The following is a 20,879-nucleotide window of genomic DNA, read 5'->3' on the forward strand; positions in this document are numbered from 1 at the left end:
TATATATTGACTGAGATAGCTGTATGTCGCGACGTGACTTCTATTCTTCCAGGAATCAGAGCCCCGCAAGTCGCCAGTGAGAATGAGCGGTCTTATAGGGCCAAACGGAGGAAAGGTTGTGCGTGGGTGCAAAATTGCACGCCATTTGACCGCCAGAAGCATTCCCGTTGACCAAGCATTTGCATTTCCACTGACCACCAAATGGCGGAGGGGGGCATAACGGCAGGGGGTAAACGGGCGGGTCAGACGCGTTACGGATGAAGGGCGCATTGCGCCGAGACCACGCCCTGAAACCGGGCGTGGCGGTTTTCGTTTGCGTTAATGCCATTGAGCAAGCATGCGTAGATGTTGCCCGTGCGCGACCTCCTGGACGACAGGCGATAAACGCAGTTCGGCGCCCGGCAGGCACTGCGCTAAGCGAGCCAGCGAGCGCGGGGTTAAGGCGCCCAGGCGTGGGTAGCCGCCGATGGTCTGGCGGTCGTTGAGCAGGATGATCGGCTGGCCGTCCGGCGGCACCTGGATAGCCCCCAGGGGAATGCCCTCTGAGATCAGCGCTGTGCCTTGGTAGTGCAGGGCTGGGCCGAGTAGGCGCACACCCATGCGATCGGCCCTCGAGTCGACTTGCCAGGGGCTATTGAAGGCATCGAACAGGCTCTGCCCGGCGAAATCGGCGATCTGCGCGCCAAGCACGGTCTCCAGGGGCTTGGCCGAGCTTAGGTCAGGGATCTGGGTCGCCTCCAGTTCCCGTGGTGCCGGGGGTGGGGCGGACCAGCCGAGCCGATCGCCCGCCGTCAGCGCCCGTCCCGAGCCATCGAGGCCGCCCAGGCCTTCACGGCAGACGGTGGCCTTGCTGCCCATGACAGGCGTCGCATCGAAACCACCGGGGGCCGCCAGGTAGGCGCGCGCGCCCTGGACCGGCTGGCTGAACACGAGGCGTTGGCCACGGCGCACGAGAAAACTGCGCCAGGGTTGCAGCGGCTGACCGTCGAGGCTGGCGCCGAGGTCGGCACCGGCCAGGGCCAGGCAGGCATCCTGCTGGGCAATCAGACTGAGACCGCCGAGGGTGATTTCGATCACCGCCGCCTCCAGTGGGTTGCCCAGCAGCCAGTTGGCCCAGAACATGGAGATCCAGTCAGTGGAGCCTCCCTGGGTCACGCCGAGTTGGCGAATGCCAAAACGGCCGCTGTCTTGCAGTAGGATTAACGGGGTGCTGCGTTCTACCAGCAAGCCACTCATGGGTGCGCCTCCAGTGGTGTGTCGTCGCCGCCGAGACGGATGAACTCGTCATGGCTGACCGCTTCGAAGCGCACCCGGTCACCCGGTTGCAGCAGACTGTAACCATCCAGCGCGTGGTCGAACAGCCGTACCGGCGTGCGTCCTATCAGGTTCCAGCCGCCGGGCGAGGCTTGTGGGTAAGCGGCGGTCTGGCGTTCGGCAATGCCGACGCTGCCGGCCGCCACACGTTTGCGCGGGGTATTCAGGCGCGGGCTGGCGAGGATTTCCTCGACCAGGCCCATAAAGGCGAAGCCGGGTACGAATCCGAGGGCAAACACCTGGTACTCGTGGCCGCTGTGGCGCTCGATGACTTCATTGATGGACAGCCCGCTGCGGTGTGCCAGCAACTTCAGCTCGGGACCCACACAGGGGTCGTACCAGGTTGGCAGGCTGTGGCTGCGGCCACTGCCGCCAGCATCGGGCTGCAGGTTGTCGAGGGCCTGGGCGATCAGCCCTCGGGCCTTGCTCACCTGCAACTGGCGCAGATCGTAGTGCACCATCAGCGTGGTGTAGGAGGGCACCAGGTCGATCAGGCCCTGGCCGAAGCATTCGTGCAAACGCCGGGACGCCGCCAGCAGCCAGGGCATGTGGGCTTCGTCGATGGTGTCGAACAACCGCACCATCAGGCAGTCTACAGCGACGATTTCGATGCGGATCTTCATGCTTCTTGCAGCTCCCCGAGGGCCAGGCGAATGCGCTGTACGGCAGCGATCGAGCTGTCGTTGTCACCGTGCACGCAGATTGTATCGGCCTGCAGATGCAGAGCGCTGCCGTCATTGGCCATCAGCTCTTCGCCACGGGCCAGGGTCAGGGCCTGGTCGATCACGGTTTTTGCGTCGTGGTGAACCGCGCCGGGCAGGCTGCGTGATACCAGGTGCCCGGCCGGGTCGTAAGCACGATCGGCGAAGGCTTCGAACCAGACCGGTACGCCGAACTCGGCGCTCAGGGCCAAGGCCGTGGTGTTATCGCGTTGGGCCATCAGCATCAGCCGCAACTCGCCCTCGTAGGCGGCCGCGGCCTTGAAAACCGCACGCAGTGTTCTGGCATCGCGCATCATGTCGTTGTACAGCGCGCCGTGAGGTTTGACGTATTGCACTCGTCCGCCCAGTGCGCGGCAAATACCTTCCAGCGCACCAATCTGGTAGAGCATCAAATCTTCGACTTCTTGCGGCGAACAGCTCATGGAGCGGCGGCCAAAGCCGACCAGGTCCGGGTAGGCGGGATGGGCACCTATGCGCACGTCGTGGGCCAGGGCCAGGGTTACGGTCTTGCGCATGGTGCTGGGGTCGGAGGCGTGGAAGCCGCAGGCGATGTTGGCGCAATCGATAAAGGGCATGATGTCGGCGTCGCAGCCTGTGGTCCAGGCGCCGAATCTTTCGCCGATATCGCAGTTTAGTAGTGGTGTGTTCATGGTCGTTGACTCCTGCCTTGGCTGTGCGGCCAGTCTGCGAGACACCCGGGGCGAGTGGGTGCCCCAGGTGTCGATTTAGCCTGTCGTTATTTTTCCCACTCGGCTTTAGGAATCAGCAGGCCGTGGTTGCCGTTGTATGACGCGCGCTCGGGTTGTTTCCAACCGTCCAACAGCGACTCGTCGAGGCGGTAGATTTCCACGCCCAGTGGGCGGCAGACCTTCAGCGGATCCTCGGCGTCGGGGCCCCACATCGGCAGCGACAGGTCACCGCCCGGGCAGGTGGAGAGAGCACACAGCAGATCGATTTCGGCGAAGAACTCCAGGTAGTCGCCCTGTTTCGCCGGGCAGGCTTTCATGAAGTACATGTCGTCGTGATTGAGGCCGGTGCACTGGAAGATGTTCAGTACGTCGTGCACGTCGAACTCGGTCAGGCCATGGGGCAACACGGCACGAGTCAGGTTTGAATGGCAGTGGTGGTGGAAGTCCTCGCCGGTGAGCATCTTGTTCACGTAAGGGTCGCAACGGGTGCCCAGCAAGTCGTGCAGACGACCGCCGTGTTCGTCGATGCCGTAGTCGGCCAGGCTGTCGTCGGTGATGGTGACCATCGGCCTCAGGAAGGGAAGGTTCGACCACAGGCGGTCGTAAGTGGTGACGTGGGCGCCTTGCAGCTGGCGAGTACGGGCCGCCCACATGCGTTCGCGCGGGTCGTTAGCGCTCCACACGTTGAAGTCTCCAACCTGTGGGCCGACCGGTGTGGTCACGCGAAACACGTGGCCCGCTGGCACTTTCCAGGCGCGGCCGGTGCGGATCGGTACTTCGAATTGCTCGATCAGGGTGCGGCCATCCCTGGACTCGCGCACGCGGTCATAGAAGGCTTTGTCGACCTGCAATGCGGCGCCTTTGCTGACTTGATAGGCCGCTGGATAGTCCTTGTACATGGGGGGATCCTCTTTTCAGTGTTTGGGGATGTTGCTCAGAATGTCCAGCAGCACCAATTCGGAGTCGTTGAGGTAGCTGCTCATGGCTTCCTCGGCTTCTTTCTTGCGGCCATCACCCAGTAGGTCGTGGATATGCCGGTCGCGTTCGAGCCAGGGTTTCTGAAAGGTTTCCTCGCTGGGAGCGTTGGAAAACACCAGACGCATCTGGGCCGCAACGTGGGTGAAGAATTCGTCGAACAGCGGGCTGCGCAACAGGCCGACGATGTGCTGGTGAAAACGCAAACTGTGGGTGCCGAAGGCTTGCCAGTTCTCACGGTCTTGGGCCAGTTGCGCGGCCTCGATGGCTTCGAGCATCAGGTCGGACTGGTATTCGCGCAGCGGCTTGCTCGCGGCGATCGCCTGCAATTCGAGGGTGCGGCGGACCTTGAAGATATCGCGCACGTCGTCGATGCCCAGCCGGCGCACCATCACGCCTTTGTTGCGCACGTAGCTGGTCAGGCCTTCACGACCCAGCTGGTGCAACGCTTCGCGCACAGTATTGCGCGAGGCGTTGTAAGCGTTGACCAGTTCGCTTTCTACCAGCGGCATACCTGGCAACAGGCGTCCGCCAATGATGTCTTCGCGCAGTTCGATGGCAACCTGATCGACCAGCGACAGACTTTTTTCCTTGGGTTGACTCACCGTTGTGCCCCCTCGGCTCACGCCAGTTGTACGTCTTTGAGGAACTTGGTCATGCGCTCGCTGCGCTGCTCCAGCATCTCTTGCGGCGCGGCGTTCTGGATAATCTCGCCGCCCTCCATAAACACCACCCGATCGGAGAGCTTGAAGGCGAAGTTCATTTCGTGGGTGACGATCACCATGGTCATGCCTTCGCGGGCCAGTTCCTCGATTACAGCCAGTACATCACCGACTAGCTCTGGGTCGAGGGCCGAGGTCGGCTCGTCGAACAGCATGACTGAAGGTCGCATCGCCAGCGCCCGGGCAATCGCCACGCGCTGCTGCTGGCCGCCGGAAAGCTGGTGCGGATATTTGCCGGCATGCTCGAGCATGCCGACCTTGCGTAGCAGTGCCAAGCTCAACAAGCGCAGCTCTTCGCCACCGCCATGGGTGTGATAGACCGGTGCGAGCATGACGTTTTCCAGGGCGGTCTTGTGCGGGAACAAATTGAAGCCCTGGAAGACCATCCCGACATGCACGATGCCCTGCATATGCACTTTGTTACCCAGGGCGCCCTCCGGTGCTTTGGTGCCACGCAGGAATGGTTGGCCTTGCAGGGTGATTTCGCCATGATCCAGGCTTTCCAGGCCATTCATGGTGCGAATCAGCGTGGTTTTGCCTGAGCCCGATGGGCCGATGATCGACACGACCTCGCCCCAACGCACATTCAGCTCGACGCCCTTGAGTACTTCCAGCTCGCCATAAGACTTGCGCACACCCCGCGCCTGCAGAGCAAATTCGCCTGGCTCGGACTGGCCGGCGGCACGCCGGGTCGCCACTTGCCCGAGTTCGGCGGGGGCGATGTTCTTCGGTTTGCGCCGGGTTACGTCCAGGTGGTTCTCCAGCAGGCGCAATAGGCGGCTGAACACGGTGACAATAAACACGTAGTAGAAGGCCACCGCGAACATGGTCTCCATGACCAGGAAATTCTGGGTATAGAGCTGTTGGCCTACCAGAAGGATTTCCGACAGCGAAATCACCGAGACCAACGATGTGAGCTTGACGATGGTGATGTATTCATTGGCCAGGGTCGGCAGGGCTACGCGTAGCGCCTGGGGCACCACGATCAGTCGCTGAACGCCGCGATAGCCGATGCCCAGGGCCTTGCCTGCTTCCAGTTGACCCTTGGCCACCGCCAGCAGGCCGCCGCGGTGAATCTCGGCGATGTACGCCGCTTCACTGAGCACCAGGGCGATCAGGCCTGCCGAGTAGGGATTGGACAGCAGCGCACTGGTGGATGGAAACACCTGGGGCAGGTTGTAGACGAAGATCAGCAGAACCAGCAGCGGCAGACTGCGGAAAAACCAGATATAGAGGCCGGCCGCATCCCGCAGAAAACGCCGCTGCGACTGTCGCGCCAAGGCCAGAAGAAAGCCGAAGACGATACCCAGCAGCCAGGTTTCCAGGCTCAGTTCGACCACGGTTGCCACGGCCCGCCAGAAGTCGCCGTTCCACAATAGGCCCAAGGTGTAATACCAATCGAATTGCATGTACTTACTCCGCGTTGCTGTGATTTTTCCGCAGAGCGGAAAAAATCAATGAATCCGCTACTGGATGCGTCCGGCGCAGGGTTTCAGGGTGTGGTGGTGCCCAACGCCGCGTTGATTTCTTCGGCATTCGGTTCGTCCAGGTTGTAGCGGGCGAGCAGCTCGTCGTAGCTGCCGTTCTGTTTGATCTGGTCGAGCGCTGTGGTCAGTTCTTCCAGTAGCGCCTGGTTGCCTTTGCGCACCGCCAGCCCGATGACGACTGGATAGATCAACTCGTTGGAGCTGATAACGGTTTTGCCCTGCAGTTTTTCTACGGTGATTTTGGCGACTGCGGGATCTTCCATCTGCACATCCACAGCCTGGGCCAACAAGGCCTGTGCCGCTTCGGGCGAGGTCGGGAATTCACGAGACTGGATCGCCGGCTTGCCCGAGGCCAGGCAGTATTCGGCGGAAACCTTGTTGAGCTTGGGCACCCAGGATGCGCCCTTGATCGAGCCCACGCGCTTGCCGCAAAGGTCTTCGGGTCGCTGTGGCCTGAAGTTGCTGGCACTGAGCACCATCAAAGAGGAGCCGGTCTTCAGGTAGCTGATGAAATCCACCTGCTTGGCGCGTTCCGGGGTGACATAGAGCGCCGAGGCGACCACGTCGAAGCGCTGGGCATTAACGCCCAGGATCAGGTTGGCAAAGCGGGTGTCGAGGAAACGCGGCTCCAATTGCAATTGTTTGCCCATCAACTGCATGAACTCGGGGTCGAAGCCACTTGGCTGCTTTTGCTCCAGATAGGTGTAGGGCGGATAGGTCAGGTCGGAACCGACTGACAGCTCTCCCTGTTTGAGCGTGCCCTTGATCTCTGCCGCAGACAGTAGCGGCACCACGCAAGCCAGGGAGATCGTCAACGCCAAGTTGCGCGTGGTTTTCTTGCTCGTCAGACCTTTTTGCATGTTCGTATCCTCGGTTTCTGAACGCAGTGAGTAAGGATGATTGTTCAACAATCTTATAGGTACACATATGCCTTTATCGTGCCAACTATTGAATTTTAGGTCTATTTGAACGCTTTCTGTAGGCGAAACACGTTTCATGAGCAGGCGGGGGCACTAAAGCGGCGCTATTTGTTACCGAACGCCACATCGTGGAGCACAAGAAGGTATTTTTGCGCGGGTGAGGTCCAGAGCTGTTACCGAGGGCGCGCGGCACCCGCATAGCTCGTAGCTGATGGAGGGCGGCAATGGACTGATCGTCATGCTTTGGGTCGAGATGCTACGTAATCCATCGCTGGTCAGTGCGAATGCAAATGCCTGCTCAACGGGAATGCAAGCCGGTGGTCTAGATAAAGCAATTACCCATCTGATCTGGGATCGAACGCTGGAGCTGTTCATCAAGATTCATGATTACCCTGATAACCCCGAGCACTTCGACAGCCTTGTTCATTGGCTCAACGAAAATCCTGTTCACCTTAAAGCGTTCAACGAACTGGGGCAGATATGGATTTCGACAGGTAGCGCCTTGGTCCGTGAAATCGGACAGCCTCTAAGCGACTAAGAGAGGGATCGGTTGCCGTTGATGATGCTCTGACCAGTCCATAGCCCCAATACTCATGTTGATCTCCAATGGAGCATTATGGGTGACGTGCATCTTTTCTGATCGGTACAGCACCCTTGCAATCCGGGTAGTGGGAGCATGACCAGAACGGCGCTGATTTCCCCTTTCGCCTGAGCATTGAGGCGTTGCAAATGGGACAGGTCGGGCCGGCCTCGACAGGAATGGCTAAAGTAAGGGGGCCGCAGTGTGCGACTAACTGCGCAATCCAGTTCGCCTGCTTGGCGACGAACGCATCAAGAGTCAGACATCCCGCTTCGATTTCGTCCAGGGCCTGTTCCCAGATCGCGGTCATGCCCGGATCTGCGATTGCAGCGGGTACTGCCTCGATCAGGGTATGGGCCGCTGCGGAGGCCATCAAGGCGCGTTTTTTCTTCAGCAAATAACCGCGATCAATCAACCCCTTGATGATACCGGCTCGCGTGGCTTCGGTGCCGATACCGGTGGTGTCCCGAAGCTTCTGTTTCAGGCGTGGGTCGTTGACCAGCTTGGCCACATTTTTCATCGCCTTGATCAGATCGCCCTCGGTGAGGGGTTTGGGCGCGGCAGTGCGCATGGACTTGAGTTCGACGTCGTCCACTGCGCACTGCGTGCCCTGTTGCAAGACGGGCAATACTTGGGACTTGTGACTGGGCTCATCCTCTTCGGTATTTTCGCAGAGCAAGCCTTTCCAGCCCTGGACCAGGATCTGTTTGCCAACAGCGGTCAATCGCTCTCCGCTGCACTCCAGTTCCACCTGGGTTCGATCAAACTCATGATGCGGAAGAAATTGCGCGAGGTAGTGGCTACGGATCAGTTCGTAGACTTGGCGTTCTTGTTCGGACATCCGCACAAGGTTCGCCGGCTCGGTGGTGGGGATGATGGCGTGGTGTGCGGTGACCTTGGCATCGTTCCACACGCGGGAGTGCAGTGATCGATCGAGTCTTCCCAATGCGGGCTGCAGGGCGGGATCCGTTTTGAGCAGGGCATCGAATACCGCGGGTACCTCGTTGAACATACTCTCTGGCAAATAGCGGCAATCGCTGCGCGGGTAGGTGGTGGCTTTGTGGGTTTCATACAGTGCCTGGGCGATGTTCATGACTTCCTGGACTCCGAGCCCCAACTTGCGCGAGCAGACTTCTTGCAGTGTGCTCAGGTCAAAGGGCAGGGGTGGCGGTTCGTGGGAATGCTCAGTCTGCAGCGAGAGTACTGTGGCAGTCTTACCGCCAGAAATCTTTTGGGCCGCCTGAATGCCCAGCGCTCGTTGCAGGCAACGACCTGCCTCGTCCTGCCCTGAGCTGGGTGGTAACCACGACGCGATGAATGGTTGCCCCATTGAAGACAGGTGCACCTCCACGTCCCAGTAGGGCACCGAGACGAAGCTGGCAATCGCACGATCCCGATCGACTACCAGACATAAAGTGGGTGTCTGGACGCGTCCAACCGACAATACACCGTCGTAGCCCGCCCGCCGACCAAGAAGGGTAAACAAACGACTCAGGTTCATGCCGATCAGCCAATCGGCACGGCTGCGGGCGAGGGCTGAGTGGTAAAGCAGGAAGGTCTCCTGACCAGACTTCAGTGAGGACAGTGCCTTGCGAATCGACGCCTCGTTGAGTGCGGACAACCAAAGTCGTTGAACGGGACCTCGATACTTGCAGAGTTCCAGTAGCTCGCGGGCAATCAGTTCACCTTCGCGATCGGCGTCGGTCGCGATCACGACGGTGGAGGCTTCACTGAGCAGGCGCTTGATGACTTTGAACTGCGCCGTAGTCTTGGGTTTGATCTCGACCTGCCACTGCGCGGGAATGATCGGTAGATGATCCAACGACCAGTTCTTGTACTGAGTGCAATAGGCTTCGGGTGGGGCCGTCTCCAGCAGATGGCCGATACACCAGGTGACGGTTGAGTCGGTGCCGATCAGGCAACCATCACCGCGCTGGGTGGCTCCGAGTACTTTGGCGATGTCTCGACCTTGGGAAGGTTTCTCACAGAGGAAGAGGCGCATAGAACTGCTCCGGATTGAGTTCGGAGCAGCGTTGTTGGAAACAGCCGTTGCGAGATACGAGAAACCTGAATTCCAGGTTCCTCATATTAGTCGGAGAGGGCAGGCTTAAAGCCCGAGGCTACTACCCAGTTTTAGCGTGGACGACAGGGTGGATCTTCACGAGCAGCGAGTAGTAACAGGCCATCAACTTCGCGCAGAGGCGCAATTTTTATGCCTGAAGTCTGTCAGTCCGTAGATGGCTGCCCTCTGCGTTTTTTGGGTTTCGACGCAGGTGAGCTGGTCTGCTCTGTATGTTGCCCGACGTGTATTGCAGATGCCGCCGCTTCACTGGAGCGTTCCCGCATGACCACGCTGTGCACCCTGTGAGGCAGGATGCCGACGCGACGGGCCTCGATCTTGAAGGTCACCCGCGCATTGTCTTCGCTGTCCTCCCACTCATCGCGCACGGTGCGGCCTTCGACCAACACGCGCATGCCTTTCTGGTACAGCGTGCTCCAGTGTTCAGCCTCGCGGTGCCATAGCTCAACCGGCGCCCAATAGCCGCCTCGATCTTCATAGCTGCCCTCGCGTGGTACGGGGTTGTCGAAGTACACATTCAGCCGTAGCAAACGTCGTGGTTCGTCATTGCCTGACGGAAATTCCTGGAACTCTGGCGCACTGCCGATATTGCCTTCGCCGACAAAAAAAGTACTCATCGTGATACCTCCGCTGCGGTTGTGAGTTGGCGCAATAACCGTTCGGCACTGGCCATTTTGATCGCGCAGGTGGTGGCCTGGCGGTAAAGCGAATGCACCACGCTCATCTGCAGGTTCAGTGCAATGCGGTTGCATTCGAAACAGTGCAATCCCTCGTGTACGGCCAGCGGCAGGACTTTGTTGCTCACCTGGCGTTCCCAGATCGAAACCCCCATGCGGGCGTAGTCACGGGTGCGCCAACGCAAAAAGGTGCTGCCAGCGCTGGTGTTCTGCAGCACCAATCGAATATCCAGCAGTGAGTAAGGGGGCTGTCCGGCCTGCTGCACCACAGCCTCCATCAGGTGGCATAACTGCGCCTCGATTTCCCTCGCCACTTGCGCCAGATGCTCCAACTCCCCCTTACCCTTAAAAGGTTTTAAAAGGCCTTTTAGGGAGGCTGCGTGTTCGAGCTGCCGATAGGCATCCGGTGTCAATGCTTCGAAGGGCATCGGCTGAGCCGAAGTCAGGGGATTCATGCTTCGTCCTCAGGCTCATCCACCGTTGCAGATAGCTCTCCCATCTCCTCTGCCAACACGTCAGCATCATCCACTGCCACAGCACCACGGCGAATGATTGGCGGCGCGAACTGGGAGCGGCGATGCCCTTCAAGGATGTCCATTGGGGGCAAACCCATTTTCTCGATGGCCGCAATGGCACGGGCGTTGTTCTCCGCCATGTCATCACGTGTGACGCCGGCATGCCGATAACGCTGCGCCTGGCCGAACAAGCTACGCAGCAGATGGGCACCGTCATCGATCCAGGCTTCCATGTCCCTGCGACCGATCAAGGCGGTGTGATGGGCCAATAGGGTCCGGCGCACGAGGGTGTCGTAGTCGGTTAGCAGGTAGACCGCCAGAAAACCCAGCTGGCTGCTGATGTACAACGGCAAGGTGACGGGGTGAATGTTGAGGTTGTCGCTCATGTCGATCTGTGTCGGCAGGTCCTGCCTGATTCGATCCAGCTGCTGGGTCAGTTCCAGCATTCCAGCCTTGGCCTGCATCAGTTTTTCTTCGAGCTGCACGATAGCCCAATCGGCATAAGGGTCGTCCTGGGCCGCGGTTTGTTTGATCAGATTGGTGACGCTGATGTAGCCGGCCATACCCATGATCGAGTGGACGCCTTCACGTGCGGTTCGACCTTGCCAGATACGGGCGGCGTGGTGGGTGTGCAGGGTCAGGGTGATGCTGCTGCGCAATGAGCCCAAGTTGAGCTGATAGTGATCGGCCACGGTGTTGTCCTCGCATAGGCTTGGACGGGAACGTTGCGACAGATAAAGGTCAAGGACAGCCAAAAAGCTGAATGCGGTCTATTCGGTTTGAGAGGGTTAATTTCGGAGACGTTCGCGAGTGACGCCGGTGGCATCATTTCCAGGGATGGTGATGGCTGTATCGCTCGGCTTGCGCAGATTCGGCCCTTTGCGATCTCACATTAGAACTCAGTAGATTTGATGCCACTGGCATCAAATCTACTGACGTCCAGAGCGTTTGCCGCTCAGTTGGCGTAGCTCATTCAGGCACGCTTGGGCGAGGGCGGAAGCGGGTTCGCCCTGTTTTCGGGACGGGCGTGACGGTGCTGTTGGGGGCGGTTCTGCAACGGGTGAAGGCTTTGTCTGAGCTGCCCAAGGACGAAAGTCGCCTTTCAGTGCGCGCTGTATCAGGCCCATCAGATAGGCCGCTGGCTTGCGAATACCTCCTGCCGTACAGCGTGCACCCGCTTCGTTGAGCACCGCCTGACGATCCGCTGGTTTGAGCTTGTTCAGCGCCACGGCAACGGCCTGACGCTCGCTTGGACTCAGGTGCAGCGGCTCGGGCCAGTGAAGGTTATCCACCGCTGGGGTCGCGCGCGGTACAGTACAAGTACTTTCTTTTAGTACAGTACAGGCGGCGTTCGGATTCTGAACGGGGCCGGAAACAATGGCGTTCAAGCCTGGTTCGGATTCCGGACGAGGGCCTGCACGATTCCGAACGCGGTGATCGCCACCCAGTTCGGAATCGTGTAAGGCGTCCTCAGTTGCGAGATCCAATCCTTGCTGCGTCCAGTGTTCGCCCCAGCTGTCGAGCCGCGTCGGTAGTCGACCCTGATCGATATCCGTGTCTTGGCGGATTTCTTCCAGAACATGCTGAGCAACAATGCGCACAGCCTTGGTCGCATGACAGAGGGCATGTCCGACCAGTTCCAGGTAGTCCTGATCCAGCTCCATAGCTTCGGCGGGGGTTAACGGTTCATCGTGCAGGACGTATAGAGAACCTTGTAGGCGCCCGCTGAGCTGATCGCGGCCACGACTCACCAAGCTGAGCCAGCGGGTGAGCCTGAGCATCGTCAACACGCGAGCAATGGTTTCACGGGAGGCTGACGCGCCATAGGGCACGCTCGACAGATAAGGTTGCAAATCCTCATAGCGCGGCGTGACCATGCCTTGCCCTTGCAGCATAAGTCGAAACACCTGCCAGGCATTCCGTTCCAATGGCGTCAGCCGAGTATCTAACAGTAGCCGACGCGGTACGACTTCGTGTGATTGGCCACTGAATAGAAAACCAGCCTGTAGAGCCTGGCTGGAGGGTTGTTCAGTGGTCGGGCGTGGGGGCCAGCGTTCACTCAGCTGCTGGGTACATTGCTGCAGGACACGCTGCCAGCGACTGGAAGGGGCGGTGTTCATGCTCCATTGCTGTACTGGTCGATCTGCTGCCAAACGATGGTCAAGCTGATCTGCTGTTCTTCGGCCAGCATCATCATGGCGTCGAGCTGATCCTCGGTACCGTCCTGAGCGCGTAGCTGGCACCATCGCTGCCAGAGCGCATGTTCCTGCGCTTCGCTCAAATTTTGGGGACGACCTTTTCGGGTTTCTATCTTAAGCAGGCGGCGACGCAGGGCGGTTTCCGAATGCGCCAGGCCGAAGCACTGATACATGATAGTGCTGCTGGCGCCGAGCGTGAGCGCCCGGTTGATCAAGCGCTCGTTCTGTTCGTCGCGTTCGACTTGCTCAATCAACCGATGCAGCACCGGCGAGTCAATCTTGACCTCAACCCAGGGGACGGAGGCATGGGCCAGACGCGACAGCGTGGTGGGCGGTAAGGATTGCAACAGGTAGATGTCGTCCTCACCCAGTCCGAGTGCCTTGCAGCGTTGCAAATTACCCAGGCGCAGTTCATGCAGCACCTGGGTCAGCATGGCCTGGTTGAGCACATTGAAGGAGAGGTTCATGGCAGCTCCTGCGGTGAGTCGTCTTCAGGCGGAAGCGTTAAGTCGATCAGGCGTCGGGCCAGGCGGATCAGGCGATACAGTTTGATTAACAGACCGTCGGGCAGTCGCTCCAGCCCTACGTCCATGGCGGGACGATCGGTCAGCGGGAGTTGATAGACCCCCAATAACAGTTGCCCGAACAGGGCGGAGGGCAGTTGCTTGCGATCTTCCCAGTCCACGTCGTCTTGAGCGCGCGACAGGGCCAGGAGCAGCAGGTGAACGCCGGTCGCGCGAGGCGCTGCAAGATCCAGTCGCTCGATGTTCAGGGCGAAGCCCAAGCCATGCTGCTGATCGATGATGCTCTCGGGATGTCCGGCATAGGCCGCCATTTCCCGAGCCAGTCCGGCAATGGCTAAACGCAGTTGTTCGGGGCTATCCAGTGTTGGTGCGATGATCCAGATGTCGGCGATCGTGCACATTTCGACGGTCGATTCTGCTTCGGCGGATGTCTCTCGATCGATCTGCTCGCGAATCTGCTGAACTCGCGACGCAGGGCAAACTGCTGATATGACTTTCGTTTCGGGTGGAGTGAGCAGCTCCTCTCGAGCGGTTTCGGTCTGGGTTCTGATCTCAGCTGATTGGGGACGGGACTCGGAGGAGGGCGATCCTGCCGCAGCTTCATCAACGCTCGGCAGATGACTGCTCTCTGAGGGGGCTGCGACGACAACGCCAGGCGTCGAGATGACCCGATGGGTATCGCTCAGCTCCAGGGCCAACATACGATAGGACGATCCGAGCAAGCGGCTCATGCGTTCGAGCAGTTCATCCTGGATTTGCTCAAGATCGAAGGACTCGGGGTCAGTATCGAAGTAGCCCAGGGTATCGAGCCAAAACTCGGTGAACGCAACGGTGGCGGTTGGATAACGGTTCCAGGTTCGCTCTGCCTGACTACGTAGAGCGATCAGGCGTTCTATCTGGGGTTTACCCAGCCCGGCATACAGGGTTTGCGGAATGGCCGGCAGTAGGTGTTCGAGGGTGTCGAGCATCCGGCTGATGTGCGACTGTGAAATTGGATAGCCTCCAGCGGCAAGACGTCGTGCCAGCTCACGTTGCGAGAGTACTGCTCCATCTGGTTCGAGCATGGTTTTGAGTTTGGCTACCGCCAATGCACGTTCGATGAAGGTGAGTTGGCCGTGTAGATCGCTTTCGGCTAGATGGCCGAGTAGGGTGGTGATTTCATTGGTCCAGGGTCGGAACAGGCAATGAATGCGGAAGAAGCGCTCGTCGCGAGTTTCCTGCCATAGCTCGCCGAGAATCGCCAAACGCGTATTACCGCCGTTGCGGATGATGAAATAGGTTTCTCCCGGGCGGCGAGTAATCGGCGGCGGTTGATCCAGCCCGCGTTCACGGATGGACGCCTTGATATCGTCATACAGCGGATTGCGGATGAAGCGTGGGTTGAGTTCGTAGGGCCGCAACTGCTCCAGCGTGACCAGCATAGGTGTGTCGATGAGTGGATCGGACAGCCGCTCCAGTTCTGGGCCCCGAGGGAAGTGGTCCTGGTGCAGCTTGTCAGTGATCTCCTCCTGACTGAGCTTTTTCATCGGAACAACCTCAGTTAACGCCGGGTGCGCAAAAGGTCACCGACCTCGAACTTGACGATTTCGACGGTCCCCGAACCTTCGAAATGTCGGGAGATTTCTGCGAGGAACCACGCCGTGACCGAGCGCCCACCCTGCAGGTGAAAGACCACAGTGCAGTACTCCTCGCAAGGTGGGAGTAGTGGTCGAATGGATGGTTGGACGATGATGGGCAGTTGATCCAACATCAAAAGACTCCTTGCCAAACGCTGTTGGCCTCAAGGTCGATAAAAAAATGACTTGGCGAGAAATGGTGGCTTGATGATTCGTCTCATTGATCCTCCGCGCACCTGCTGACCGTAGCGATCGCTTCGCGCCATTCCGGAAACAACTCGATGGCCAGCGCCTGCATGATTTCCAACGCTGAGTGCGAGCCTCGTTCACGTGACCGACGCGTTTCGATTCGGTGGACCGGTAGGCCGAGGGAGGCAGCATTGAGATACGCGACTCGATCGGGAATTACGGTATTTAGGACCAAGATGTGGGTAGCCCCAGCGAAGGTCTCGCGCAGGCCTTGGATGATCATCCGGGTATCCACCCGAATGGCGTTCACCCGGTTTAGTAGCAGTCGCAAGGATGGTGGTGGAATGCCCAGGTAGCTGAACGGTTCGAGTTCGCTGAGCAGCTTCAAGGTGCCGCGCCGCAGTTCGCGGGCGGCGAGCATTTCAGGCGTGATGGGAGAAAGGGCGAGATCGGAGGCGAGGATGGCCATCTCCAGCAGCACGCTACGTGCGCCTTGGGTGTCGATCAAAAGCAGGTCATAACTGGAACGGAAATGGTCGAGCAAGTTGCGCAGCCGTAATCGCCCGTCAGGAACGTGCAGCAGCAAGGTGCTCAGTCGGCTTTGGTCGTCGTTGGAGAGGATCAGGTCGAGACCGACGACCTCAGTCGTGGAAATTATCTGCGCGGGATCTGTCTGGTTGAGCGCAATGAGTTCGTACGCACCCGCGATGGCCTCGTGGTTCAAGGCGTAATAGCTGGAGAGGGTGGGTTGGCTATCCAGATCGAGCAGCAGGACGCGTAGGCCAGCATCCGCCAGCAGACCGCCGAGGTTCGCAGCGACTGTGGTTTTCCCCACCCCACCTTTGGTAGAAACCACCGATACAACTCGCATGGCATCAGGCCTGCTGGTCCAGGCGTTCAACGATCCACCGTTCGATCTCCCGCGAGTCCCAGCCGACAGCACGCAATCCAATGCGTTTAGCCTGAGGGAATTTACCTACTTTCATCAGGTTGTAGATGTGCGCACGCTTGAAGCCGGTTTTTCGCTCTACCTCGTCACGGCGCATGATGTGACGTTCGACTTGTAGTTGAGGAGCTTCAGTGATGGGGGAAGGTTGACTAGACATGCTGGTCACTCCTGGCGCCGATTGGCGCGTTATGGGAAGTGACCCGAATTGAATACTAGAAGTGGGATCGAGTCATTGCACTGCAATCGGGTGGATTGCAGCGCAATTTCTTGGATTATTTGCTTTTTTTGAGACTGCGGTTAGCTGTAGCAAATTTTTCGTCCAGTGTCCGTTTGCTAATGCCTGGCACATCTTTATAGCGTGCGATAATGGCATCGACGATTGCTGCTTGATTCTTAAATACGGAAAGAGGCTTTCCAGCGGGAGAATGATCCAGGAGTAGGTTGACCAAAACACCGATGATGTTTTGGTATGTGAGTTCGCTACGCTCGCTGAGTTGTCCGTGCGTTTTGACAAACACTTTGAGGTCATCCCGTTCAACCCCTATCGCCTGAAGATCTACCAAAATATCCTGATGGTGAAGACGTAGCGTGTTGAGCTCCTGCAATAGGATATCTCTATCCGCCTGTAGCGCCAGGAACGTCCCTAAACTGACTTTTTCATGTGAGTCTCTGCCTGACTCAAACAAGAAGCTAGGTTTCTGATCGGGGTAGTAAATCTCCATCCATTGGCGTAAATCTGAGTGACGTATTGTTAATTGATAGGGTTCCACGTAAGTCCCCATGGGAACCGAAATACCGAGGCAACCATAAGGCAATTCTCTATTACGTACCGCATCGTAGATTTTTTCGGTGGTTGCGTGTAGGCCTGGCCATTGCGGGAATAGGGACGCAAGTTTCCCAGGACAAGACCATGCAGCTTGCACTATTTGTGCTTCATAACGGATGAGGTTGCACCACCGCAATGCTGCGTCGATGGGGCGGTAGAAGGTTTTTGTCTGCGGATTGTAAATATAAACGGACATGTACGGATGGATCTCCATTCCTGATGGATAGGCCTCCCGCGAATCATCTGTATATCAACCTAGCTGATGGCAGCGGCTGTTTTACTCGACTCTGTCACTCGGTGAGGTCATTCCATTTACCTATCACTCACTATGATCTTCATGATTGTTTGTTCAACCCCTATCCCTTGGTGGATGGATAGGTTCTCGCGATCTGTTTTCCATTTCTGAGCCTAGATACCGAGGATCGATTTCACGGTCAGTGAAGTACAGGTGGCTAGGCTAATTTGCAGACAATCGATTTCGGGTTAGGTTCAAGCAGTGAATCGGTTGTCGATGACCCAAGACAAGGGGGCAGACACGATCTCTCTAGGAAGTACGTCCAGAACTTCTCGCGAAAAGCTGTGGAATGTCGAGCGGTACCTATGCGGCTTGTTCGATACTCGCAACTCATCGACGCGGTGAGAAATATCAACGAAGCCTTCTCGTTATTGATCAGTAGGTCGTGTGCGGTCGCCAAGGTGGTGTGGCCGCAAAAATCGAATTCATGCGCTGGAGCAAACCGGCGCAGATCCCATTCCCCATCGGGCCGGGCTTTGAAAAAAAACCGTTTCGGCGAGATTGTTGTCCTGTGTAATAGTCAGGTACCAGGTCGTCCGGCTGCCAGTCTTCAAGTACGAGAACGGCAGCTGGGTTCCGGGAAAAAAGCCGGCGGTGAAGGCATCGACTTGATGCATTCGCATGCTTAGATCTTTGGTCATAGGTGGCTTGCCTGTTAGTGGTCTCGACAGACTCATTCCTGCTGCTCATCGAGATACCTGCAATCCAGATGCGAGGTGCATCGCCGATGTTCCAGCCGCGCTCAATGCGGGCTTGCAGTCTCAGTTGACAACGGTAATAGCGCCAATCGCGATGGCGGCCACCAGCATGACCAGGACTGTCCCGAGTGTCCATTTCAGGGAGACTCGCTGGTTGATGCAACCAGAGGGCTGAGGAGGTGAAGGTTGGCCGACGAGTGAAGCAATCGCCATTTCATTCGGGCCGCTTCCATAGTGAGCCGCCGTCGCGGCGAGAACGGGTAGCACGCCAAAATAAAACGCATCGTTTGTCAGTACATGAGTGAAAGGCACGCTTAGCAAGGCGGTGATCAACGACATGTAATGCCCAGCCTGTGCCGGCAGGATCGTGATGATGTTGTCCGAGTTGCCTTGATCATCCCGGTGCCACTCATGATGCCGACGAATATGCCCGCGCCGAAGATCAGCAGGGTAACCGCCATAACGTTGTCGGCATGACGAGCGATGACCTCTTTCTGCTGTTTCAGGCTTGGGTAATTGACCAGGCAAGCCAGGCCAAATGCCAGCATGAACAGGATCGACAGGGGCATCCACCTGGGCAAGATGATGGGCAAGCGAGCATCACTGCATACCACCTCGTTGAGAGACCGTTCTCTGGTGGCCAAACAAGCCATTGTCGCCGGCGTTTTGCGCGACGCCTGGCCTCATATTGAGGCAGGGCGGGTAGTTCCCGTGATTGACGATGTGTTTAACTTCGAGGAGATCGTGGAGGCACACAGGCACACAGGCACACAGGCACACAGGCACACAGGCACACAGGCACATGGACTCAGGCGATCACATAGGGAAGATCGTCGTCCGAATGCCAGGTCGATAGGCCATTGGAGCCCGCTCTAAAGGGCAGGGCGGGCTTACTTGCTACAGAGATCGTCGTGGTTAAACGAGTTGCACACCTTAGCGCAGTGCCATTTTATCGGCGAGCTTTCCTGTTTTTCCACCCCGCCCTTCCGGCTACTCTTTTCAGCCCGCCGACCTTGCCGACGCAGCGCTCGATTCGTGTACCGGGAACCACGAAGCGATCGAGACGTCGGTTCACCTGGCGACTGCACTAGGGGCCGACCAAGCGTAGCGCCTGCAGGGCGATGCCGAACAGGCCGAGGCCTCATTTTCAGGTAGGGAGAGGGCTACCAGTCGGGGGGGGAGGGCGATTGCAATTCATCATCAGAGAGAACGTATCGAGGTGCTGATTGCGTGGGCACACTTTACGACCGCTGGAGCTATCTGTCGTTGCGCCTCCTCTAACGTCCATCGGCTGGTCGGCGCAACCACGTGCACCGAGGCCACGGGTTTATGGTGGCTGTTGATGACAGGCGCCGCAATGGTCATATCCCCGAGGTAAAGCTCCTCAAGGTTGACGGCATAACCTTTGTCTCTGACCGCCTGAATCGCGCTGACAATCTCGTCCACCCTTGTCAGGGTGTGTTGCGTATGCCGCTTCAGATCACTGGCAGCCAGCACCTCACCAAGCCCCTCATCGCTTAAGGTGCTTAGATAAGCCCTGCCAGAAGCGGTGCAATACATCGGTATGCGACTGCCGATAGGCAGGTGGATCGGAATGAACTTAGGGGCTACGAAACGAGCCACATAGATCATTTCCAGGCCGACCGGTTCGGTGAGGTTCGTGGATTCCCCCGTGAGCTGAGCCAGTTCGGCGAGAAAAGGATTGGCGACGTCTACCAGCGTATCTGCGGCCAGATAGTTGTAACCAATTTCCATGACGCGGGGAGTGAGCTGGAAACGCCTGGATTGAGGGTTTTTGCACACGTACCCCAGCGTCTCCAAGGTGAAAATCATGCGCTGTGCAGAGCTCTTGTTGATGCCTGCGGCCTCGGCAATTTCCGCCAGATTCATTGTCCGCTGGCGCGCGTTGAATGCACGCAGCACTGCTAGCCCCTTCTCTAGAGACTGATTGAAGAGGCTGTTTTCGTTCTCACTCATGGCTCATCTCTCTGGCTTGATTGGTTTTAATATCGATATGCGATACTTATAAACCGCTTTACGATTGTTGTAAATCGTATATATTTAATTCAAGGCCGACTTTTGATACGAGAAGGCTGTCCATCACGCACAACTACAACAAACCGCGTCAAACTGGAGTATTCGACATGTATCCTCGTCTTCGTGTGTTCGCCTGTACCATTGCTCTGTTCGCTGGCTGTACTGCTTCGCTTGTTGCTCAAGCGGAAACGTTCAAGGTCGGTGCCACCGCCACCGGAGTACCCTTCACCTTCCTGGATGTGAAAAGCAACAATATCCAGGGCATGATGATCGACACCGTCGAAGCCGTCTCCAAGGCTGCTGGCTTCGAGGTGGATATCGCGCAAACCACCTTCGCTTCGCTTATCCCGTCCCTGACAGCCAGTAAAATTGACATGATCTCAGCAGCGATGGTGCGTACCCCGGAGCGCGAGAAAATCGTGCAGTTTTCCGATCCGGTTTTCGAGTACGGCGAGGGTTTGGTAGTGCGGGCTGACGACAATACGCCGTACACCGGCATGGATGACTTCAAGGGTGAGGTGGTGGGTGCCCAGGTCGGCACCATTTTCCTCGATGCGCTCAATAAGCGCGGCATCTACAAGGAAGTACGTGGCTATGACTCGATCGCGGACCTGACCCGCGACCTGTCCCTGGGGCGGATCAAGGCCGGTTTCGCCGACCGCCCCATCCTGGCGTACCAGATGTCTTCAGGCACCCTGCAGAAGGTGCGGCTGGTTGACTCCTATCAGCCTCAGATCAAGGGTGAGGTATGCCTGATTCTGCGCAAGGGCGATGAGCAGGCGCTCACCAAAGTGAATAAGGGCATCGCCACTATCAGGGCAGATGGCACCCTCGCACGCATTGTCGAGAAGTGGAAGCTTAACTAA

Annotated in this window: 26 protein-coding genes; 3 read left to right on the forward strand and 23 right to left on the reverse strand. The window is 58.0% G+C overall.

The genetic code is table 11. The features are described from left to right. Window positions 1-318: 318 nt before the first annotated feature. The 7 genes from K5K95_RS19510 to K5K95_RS19540 all read right to left on the reverse strand — a co-directional run bounded on the left by K5K95_RS19510 (window position 319) and on the right by K5K95_RS19540 (window position 6,769). A complete protein-coding gene (locus K5K95_RS19510) occupies window positions 319-1,236 on the reverse strand; it encodes a biotin-dependent carboxyltransferase family protein (protein ID WP_222585644.1) in 918 nt (305 codons plus the stop codon). After that, window positions 1,233-1,937, reverse strand: coding sequence for a 5-oxoprolinase subunit B family protein (locus K5K95_RS19515; protein WP_222585645.1), 705 nt, complete (start codon window positions 1,935-1,937; stop codon window positions 1,233-1,235). The genes K5K95_RS19510 and K5K95_RS19515 overlap by 4 nt, the downstream gene beginning before the upstream one ends. Then, entirely contained in the window at window positions 1,934-2,686 is a 753-nt protein-coding gene (locus K5K95_RS19520) for a 5-oxoprolinase subunit PxpA (protein ID WP_222585646.1), read from the reverse strand. Before K5K95_RS19520 ends, K5K95_RS19515 begins: the two co-directional genes overlap by 4 nt. 86 nt (window positions 2,687-2,772) lie before the next feature. Continuing rightward, window positions 2,773-3,624, reverse strand: coding sequence for an urea carboxylase-associated family protein (locus tag K5K95_RS19525; protein ID WP_222585647.1), 852 nt, complete (start codon window positions 3,622-3,624; stop codon window positions 2,773-2,775). 15 nt (window positions 3,625-3,639) lie between these two features. Further along, window positions 3,640-4,305: a GntR family transcriptional regulator gene (locus K5K95_RS19530; protein ID WP_222585648.1), complete on the reverse strand. Its 666-nt coding sequence runs from the start codon at window positions 4,303-4,305 to the stop codon at window positions 3,640-3,642. Window positions 4,306-4,322: 17 nt separating this feature from the next. Next, window positions 4,323-5,831, reverse strand: a complete 1,509-nt coding sequence (locus tag K5K95_RS33390; RefSeq protein WP_222585649.1) for an amino acid ABC transporter permease/ATP-binding protein — start codon at window positions 5,829-5,831, stop codon at window positions 4,323-4,325. A gap of 83 nt (window positions 5,832-5,914) precedes the next feature. Then, on the reverse strand, window positions 5,915-6,769 hold the full coding sequence (locus K5K95_RS19540; protein ID WP_222585650.1) for an ABC transporter substrate-binding protein: 855 nt from the start codon (window positions 6,767-6,769) through the stop codon (window positions 5,915-5,917). A gap of 298 nt (window positions 6,770-7,067) precedes the next feature. Between K5K95_RS19540 and K5K95_RS19545 the strand changes: the two genes are divergently transcribed. Next, window positions 7,068-7,367: a hypothetical protein gene (locus K5K95_RS19545; protein ID WP_261398003.1), complete on the forward strand. Its 300-nt coding sequence runs from the start codon at window positions 7,068-7,070 to the stop codon at window positions 7,365-7,367. A 76-nt stretch (window positions 7,368-7,443) separates the two neighbouring features. Here the strand turns inward: K5K95_RS19545 and K5K95_RS19550 are convergent, their stop codons facing one another. The 15 genes from K5K95_RS19550 to K5K95_RS33130 all read right to left on the reverse strand — a co-directional run bounded on the left by K5K95_RS19550 (window position 7,444) and on the right by K5K95_RS33130 (window position 18,545). Beyond that, window positions 7,444-9,411 (reverse strand): DNA topoisomerase III, encoded by a 1,968-nt coding sequence (locus K5K95_RS19550; protein ID WP_222585651.1) that lies wholly within the window; start codon window positions 9,409-9,411, stop codon window positions 7,444-7,446. Between the two features lie 224 nt (window positions 9,412-9,635). Further along, window positions 9,636-10,106, reverse strand: a complete 471-nt coding sequence (locus K5K95_RS19555) for a single-stranded DNA-binding protein (RefSeq protein ID WP_222585652.1) — start codon at window positions 10,104-10,106, stop codon at window positions 9,636-9,638. Continuing rightward, window positions 10,103-10,621: a DUF3158 family protein gene (locus tag K5K95_RS19560; protein WP_222585653.1), complete on the reverse strand. Its 519-nt coding sequence runs from the start codon at window positions 10,619-10,621 to the stop codon at window positions 10,103-10,105. Before K5K95_RS19560 ends, K5K95_RS19555 begins: the two co-directional genes overlap by 4 nt. Beyond that, window positions 10,618-11,373 carry a PFL_4669 family integrating conjugative element protein gene (locus K5K95_RS19565; protein ID WP_222585654.1) on the reverse strand — a complete coding sequence of 252 codons (756 nt, stop codon included), beginning with the start codon at window positions 11,371-11,373 and terminating at the stop codon, window positions 10,618-10,620. The genes K5K95_RS19560 and K5K95_RS19565 overlap by 4 nt, the downstream gene beginning before the upstream one ends. Before the next feature lie 237 nt (window positions 11,374-11,610). Next, complete coding sequence (locus K5K95_RS19570) at window positions 11,611-12,801, reverse strand: STY4528 family pathogenicity island replication protein (RefSeq protein ID WP_222585655.1); 1,191 nt, start codon at window positions 12,799-12,801, stop codon at window positions 11,611-11,613. After that, on the reverse strand, window positions 12,798-13,346 hold the full coding sequence (locus K5K95_RS19575; protein ID WP_222585656.1) for a DUF2857 domain-containing protein: 549 nt from the start codon (window positions 13,344-13,346) through the stop codon (window positions 12,798-12,800). The genes K5K95_RS19570 and K5K95_RS19575 overlap by 4 nt, the downstream gene beginning before the upstream one ends. Then, window positions 13,343-14,929 (reverse strand): ParB family protein, encoded by a 1,587-nt coding sequence (locus tag K5K95_RS19580; RefSeq protein WP_222585657.1) that lies wholly within the window; start codon window positions 14,927-14,929, stop codon window positions 13,343-13,345. The genes K5K95_RS19575 and K5K95_RS19580 overlap by 4 nt, the downstream gene beginning before the upstream one ends. 14 nt (window positions 14,930-14,943) lie before the next feature. Beyond that, the gene (locus K5K95_RS33120; protein WP_261398004.1) at window positions 14,944-15,078 is read right to left on the reverse strand and encodes a hypothetical protein; all 135 of its coding nucleotides are present in this window, start codon (window positions 15,076-15,078) and stop codon (window positions 14,944-14,946) included. A 158-nt stretch (window positions 15,079-15,236) separates the two neighbouring features. Continuing rightward, the gene (locus K5K95_RS19590) at window positions 15,237-16,079 is read right to left on the reverse strand and encodes a ParA family protein (RefSeq protein WP_222590375.1); all 843 of its coding nucleotides are present in this window, start codon (window positions 16,077-16,079) and stop codon (window positions 15,237-15,239) included. 4 nt (window positions 16,080-16,083) lie between these two features. Next, window positions 16,084-16,314: an AlpA family phage regulatory protein gene (locus K5K95_RS19595; RefSeq protein WP_222585659.1), complete on the reverse strand. Its 231-nt coding sequence runs from the start codon at window positions 16,312-16,314 to the stop codon at window positions 16,084-16,086. Window positions 16,315-16,429: 115 nt separating this feature from the next. Next, entirely contained in the window at window positions 16,430-17,179 is a 750-nt protein-coding gene (locus K5K95_RS19600) for a hypothetical protein (protein ID WP_222585660.1), read from the reverse strand. A 256-nt stretch (window positions 17,180-17,435) separates the two neighbouring features. Beyond that, window positions 17,436-17,780, reverse strand: coding sequence for a PhzF family phenazine biosynthesis protein (locus tag K5K95_RS33625; RefSeq protein ID WP_222590376.1), 345 nt, complete (start codon window positions 17,778-17,780; stop codon window positions 17,436-17,438). Next, entirely contained in the window at window positions 17,704-17,919 is a 216-nt protein-coding gene (locus K5K95_RS19610; RefSeq protein WP_222585661.1) for a hypothetical protein, read from the reverse strand. The genes K5K95_RS33625 and K5K95_RS19610 overlap by 77 nt, the downstream gene beginning before the upstream one ends. A 120-nt stretch (window positions 17,920-18,039) precedes the next feature. Further along, window positions 18,040-18,315, reverse strand: coding sequence for a hypothetical protein (locus tag K5K95_RS33125; protein ID WP_261398005.1), 276 nt, complete (start codon window positions 18,313-18,315; stop codon window positions 18,040-18,042). Further along, on the reverse strand, window positions 18,306-18,545 hold the full coding sequence (locus K5K95_RS33130) for an SLC13 family permease (RefSeq protein WP_261398006.1): 240 nt from the start codon (window positions 18,543-18,545) through the stop codon (window positions 18,306-18,308). Before K5K95_RS33130 ends, K5K95_RS33125 begins: the two co-directional genes overlap by 10 nt. Before the next feature lie 16 nt (window positions 18,546-18,561). On the opposite strand from K5K95_RS33130, the gene K5K95_RS33630 reads away from it, so the two are divergent. Next, window positions 18,562-18,852, forward strand: a complete 291-nt coding sequence (locus K5K95_RS33630) for a hypothetical protein (protein ID WP_409999732.1) — start codon at window positions 18,562-18,564, stop codon at window positions 18,850-18,852. A gap of 324 nt (window positions 18,853-19,176) precedes the next feature. Here the strand turns inward: K5K95_RS33630 and K5K95_RS19625 are convergent, their stop codons facing one another. After that, the gene (locus tag K5K95_RS19625; RefSeq protein WP_222585663.1) at window positions 19,177-19,953 is read right to left on the reverse strand and encodes an IclR family transcriptional regulator; all 777 of its coding nucleotides are present in this window, start codon (window positions 19,951-19,953) and stop codon (window positions 19,177-19,179) included. A gap of 167 nt (window positions 19,954-20,120) precedes the next feature. Here K5K95_RS19625 and K5K95_RS19630 point away from each other — a divergent pair, with 167 nt between their 5' ends. Continuing rightward, window positions 20,121-20,879: an ABC transporter substrate-binding protein gene (locus K5K95_RS19630; RefSeq protein WP_222585664.1), complete on the forward strand. Its 759-nt coding sequence runs from the start codon at window positions 20,121-20,123 to the stop codon at window positions 20,877-20,879.

This window comes from Pseudomonas sp. DR48 (assembly GCF_019823085.1).
Taxonomy (GTDB): domain Bacteria; phylum Pseudomonadota; class Gammaproteobacteria; order Pseudomonadales; family Pseudomonadaceae; genus Aquipseudomonas.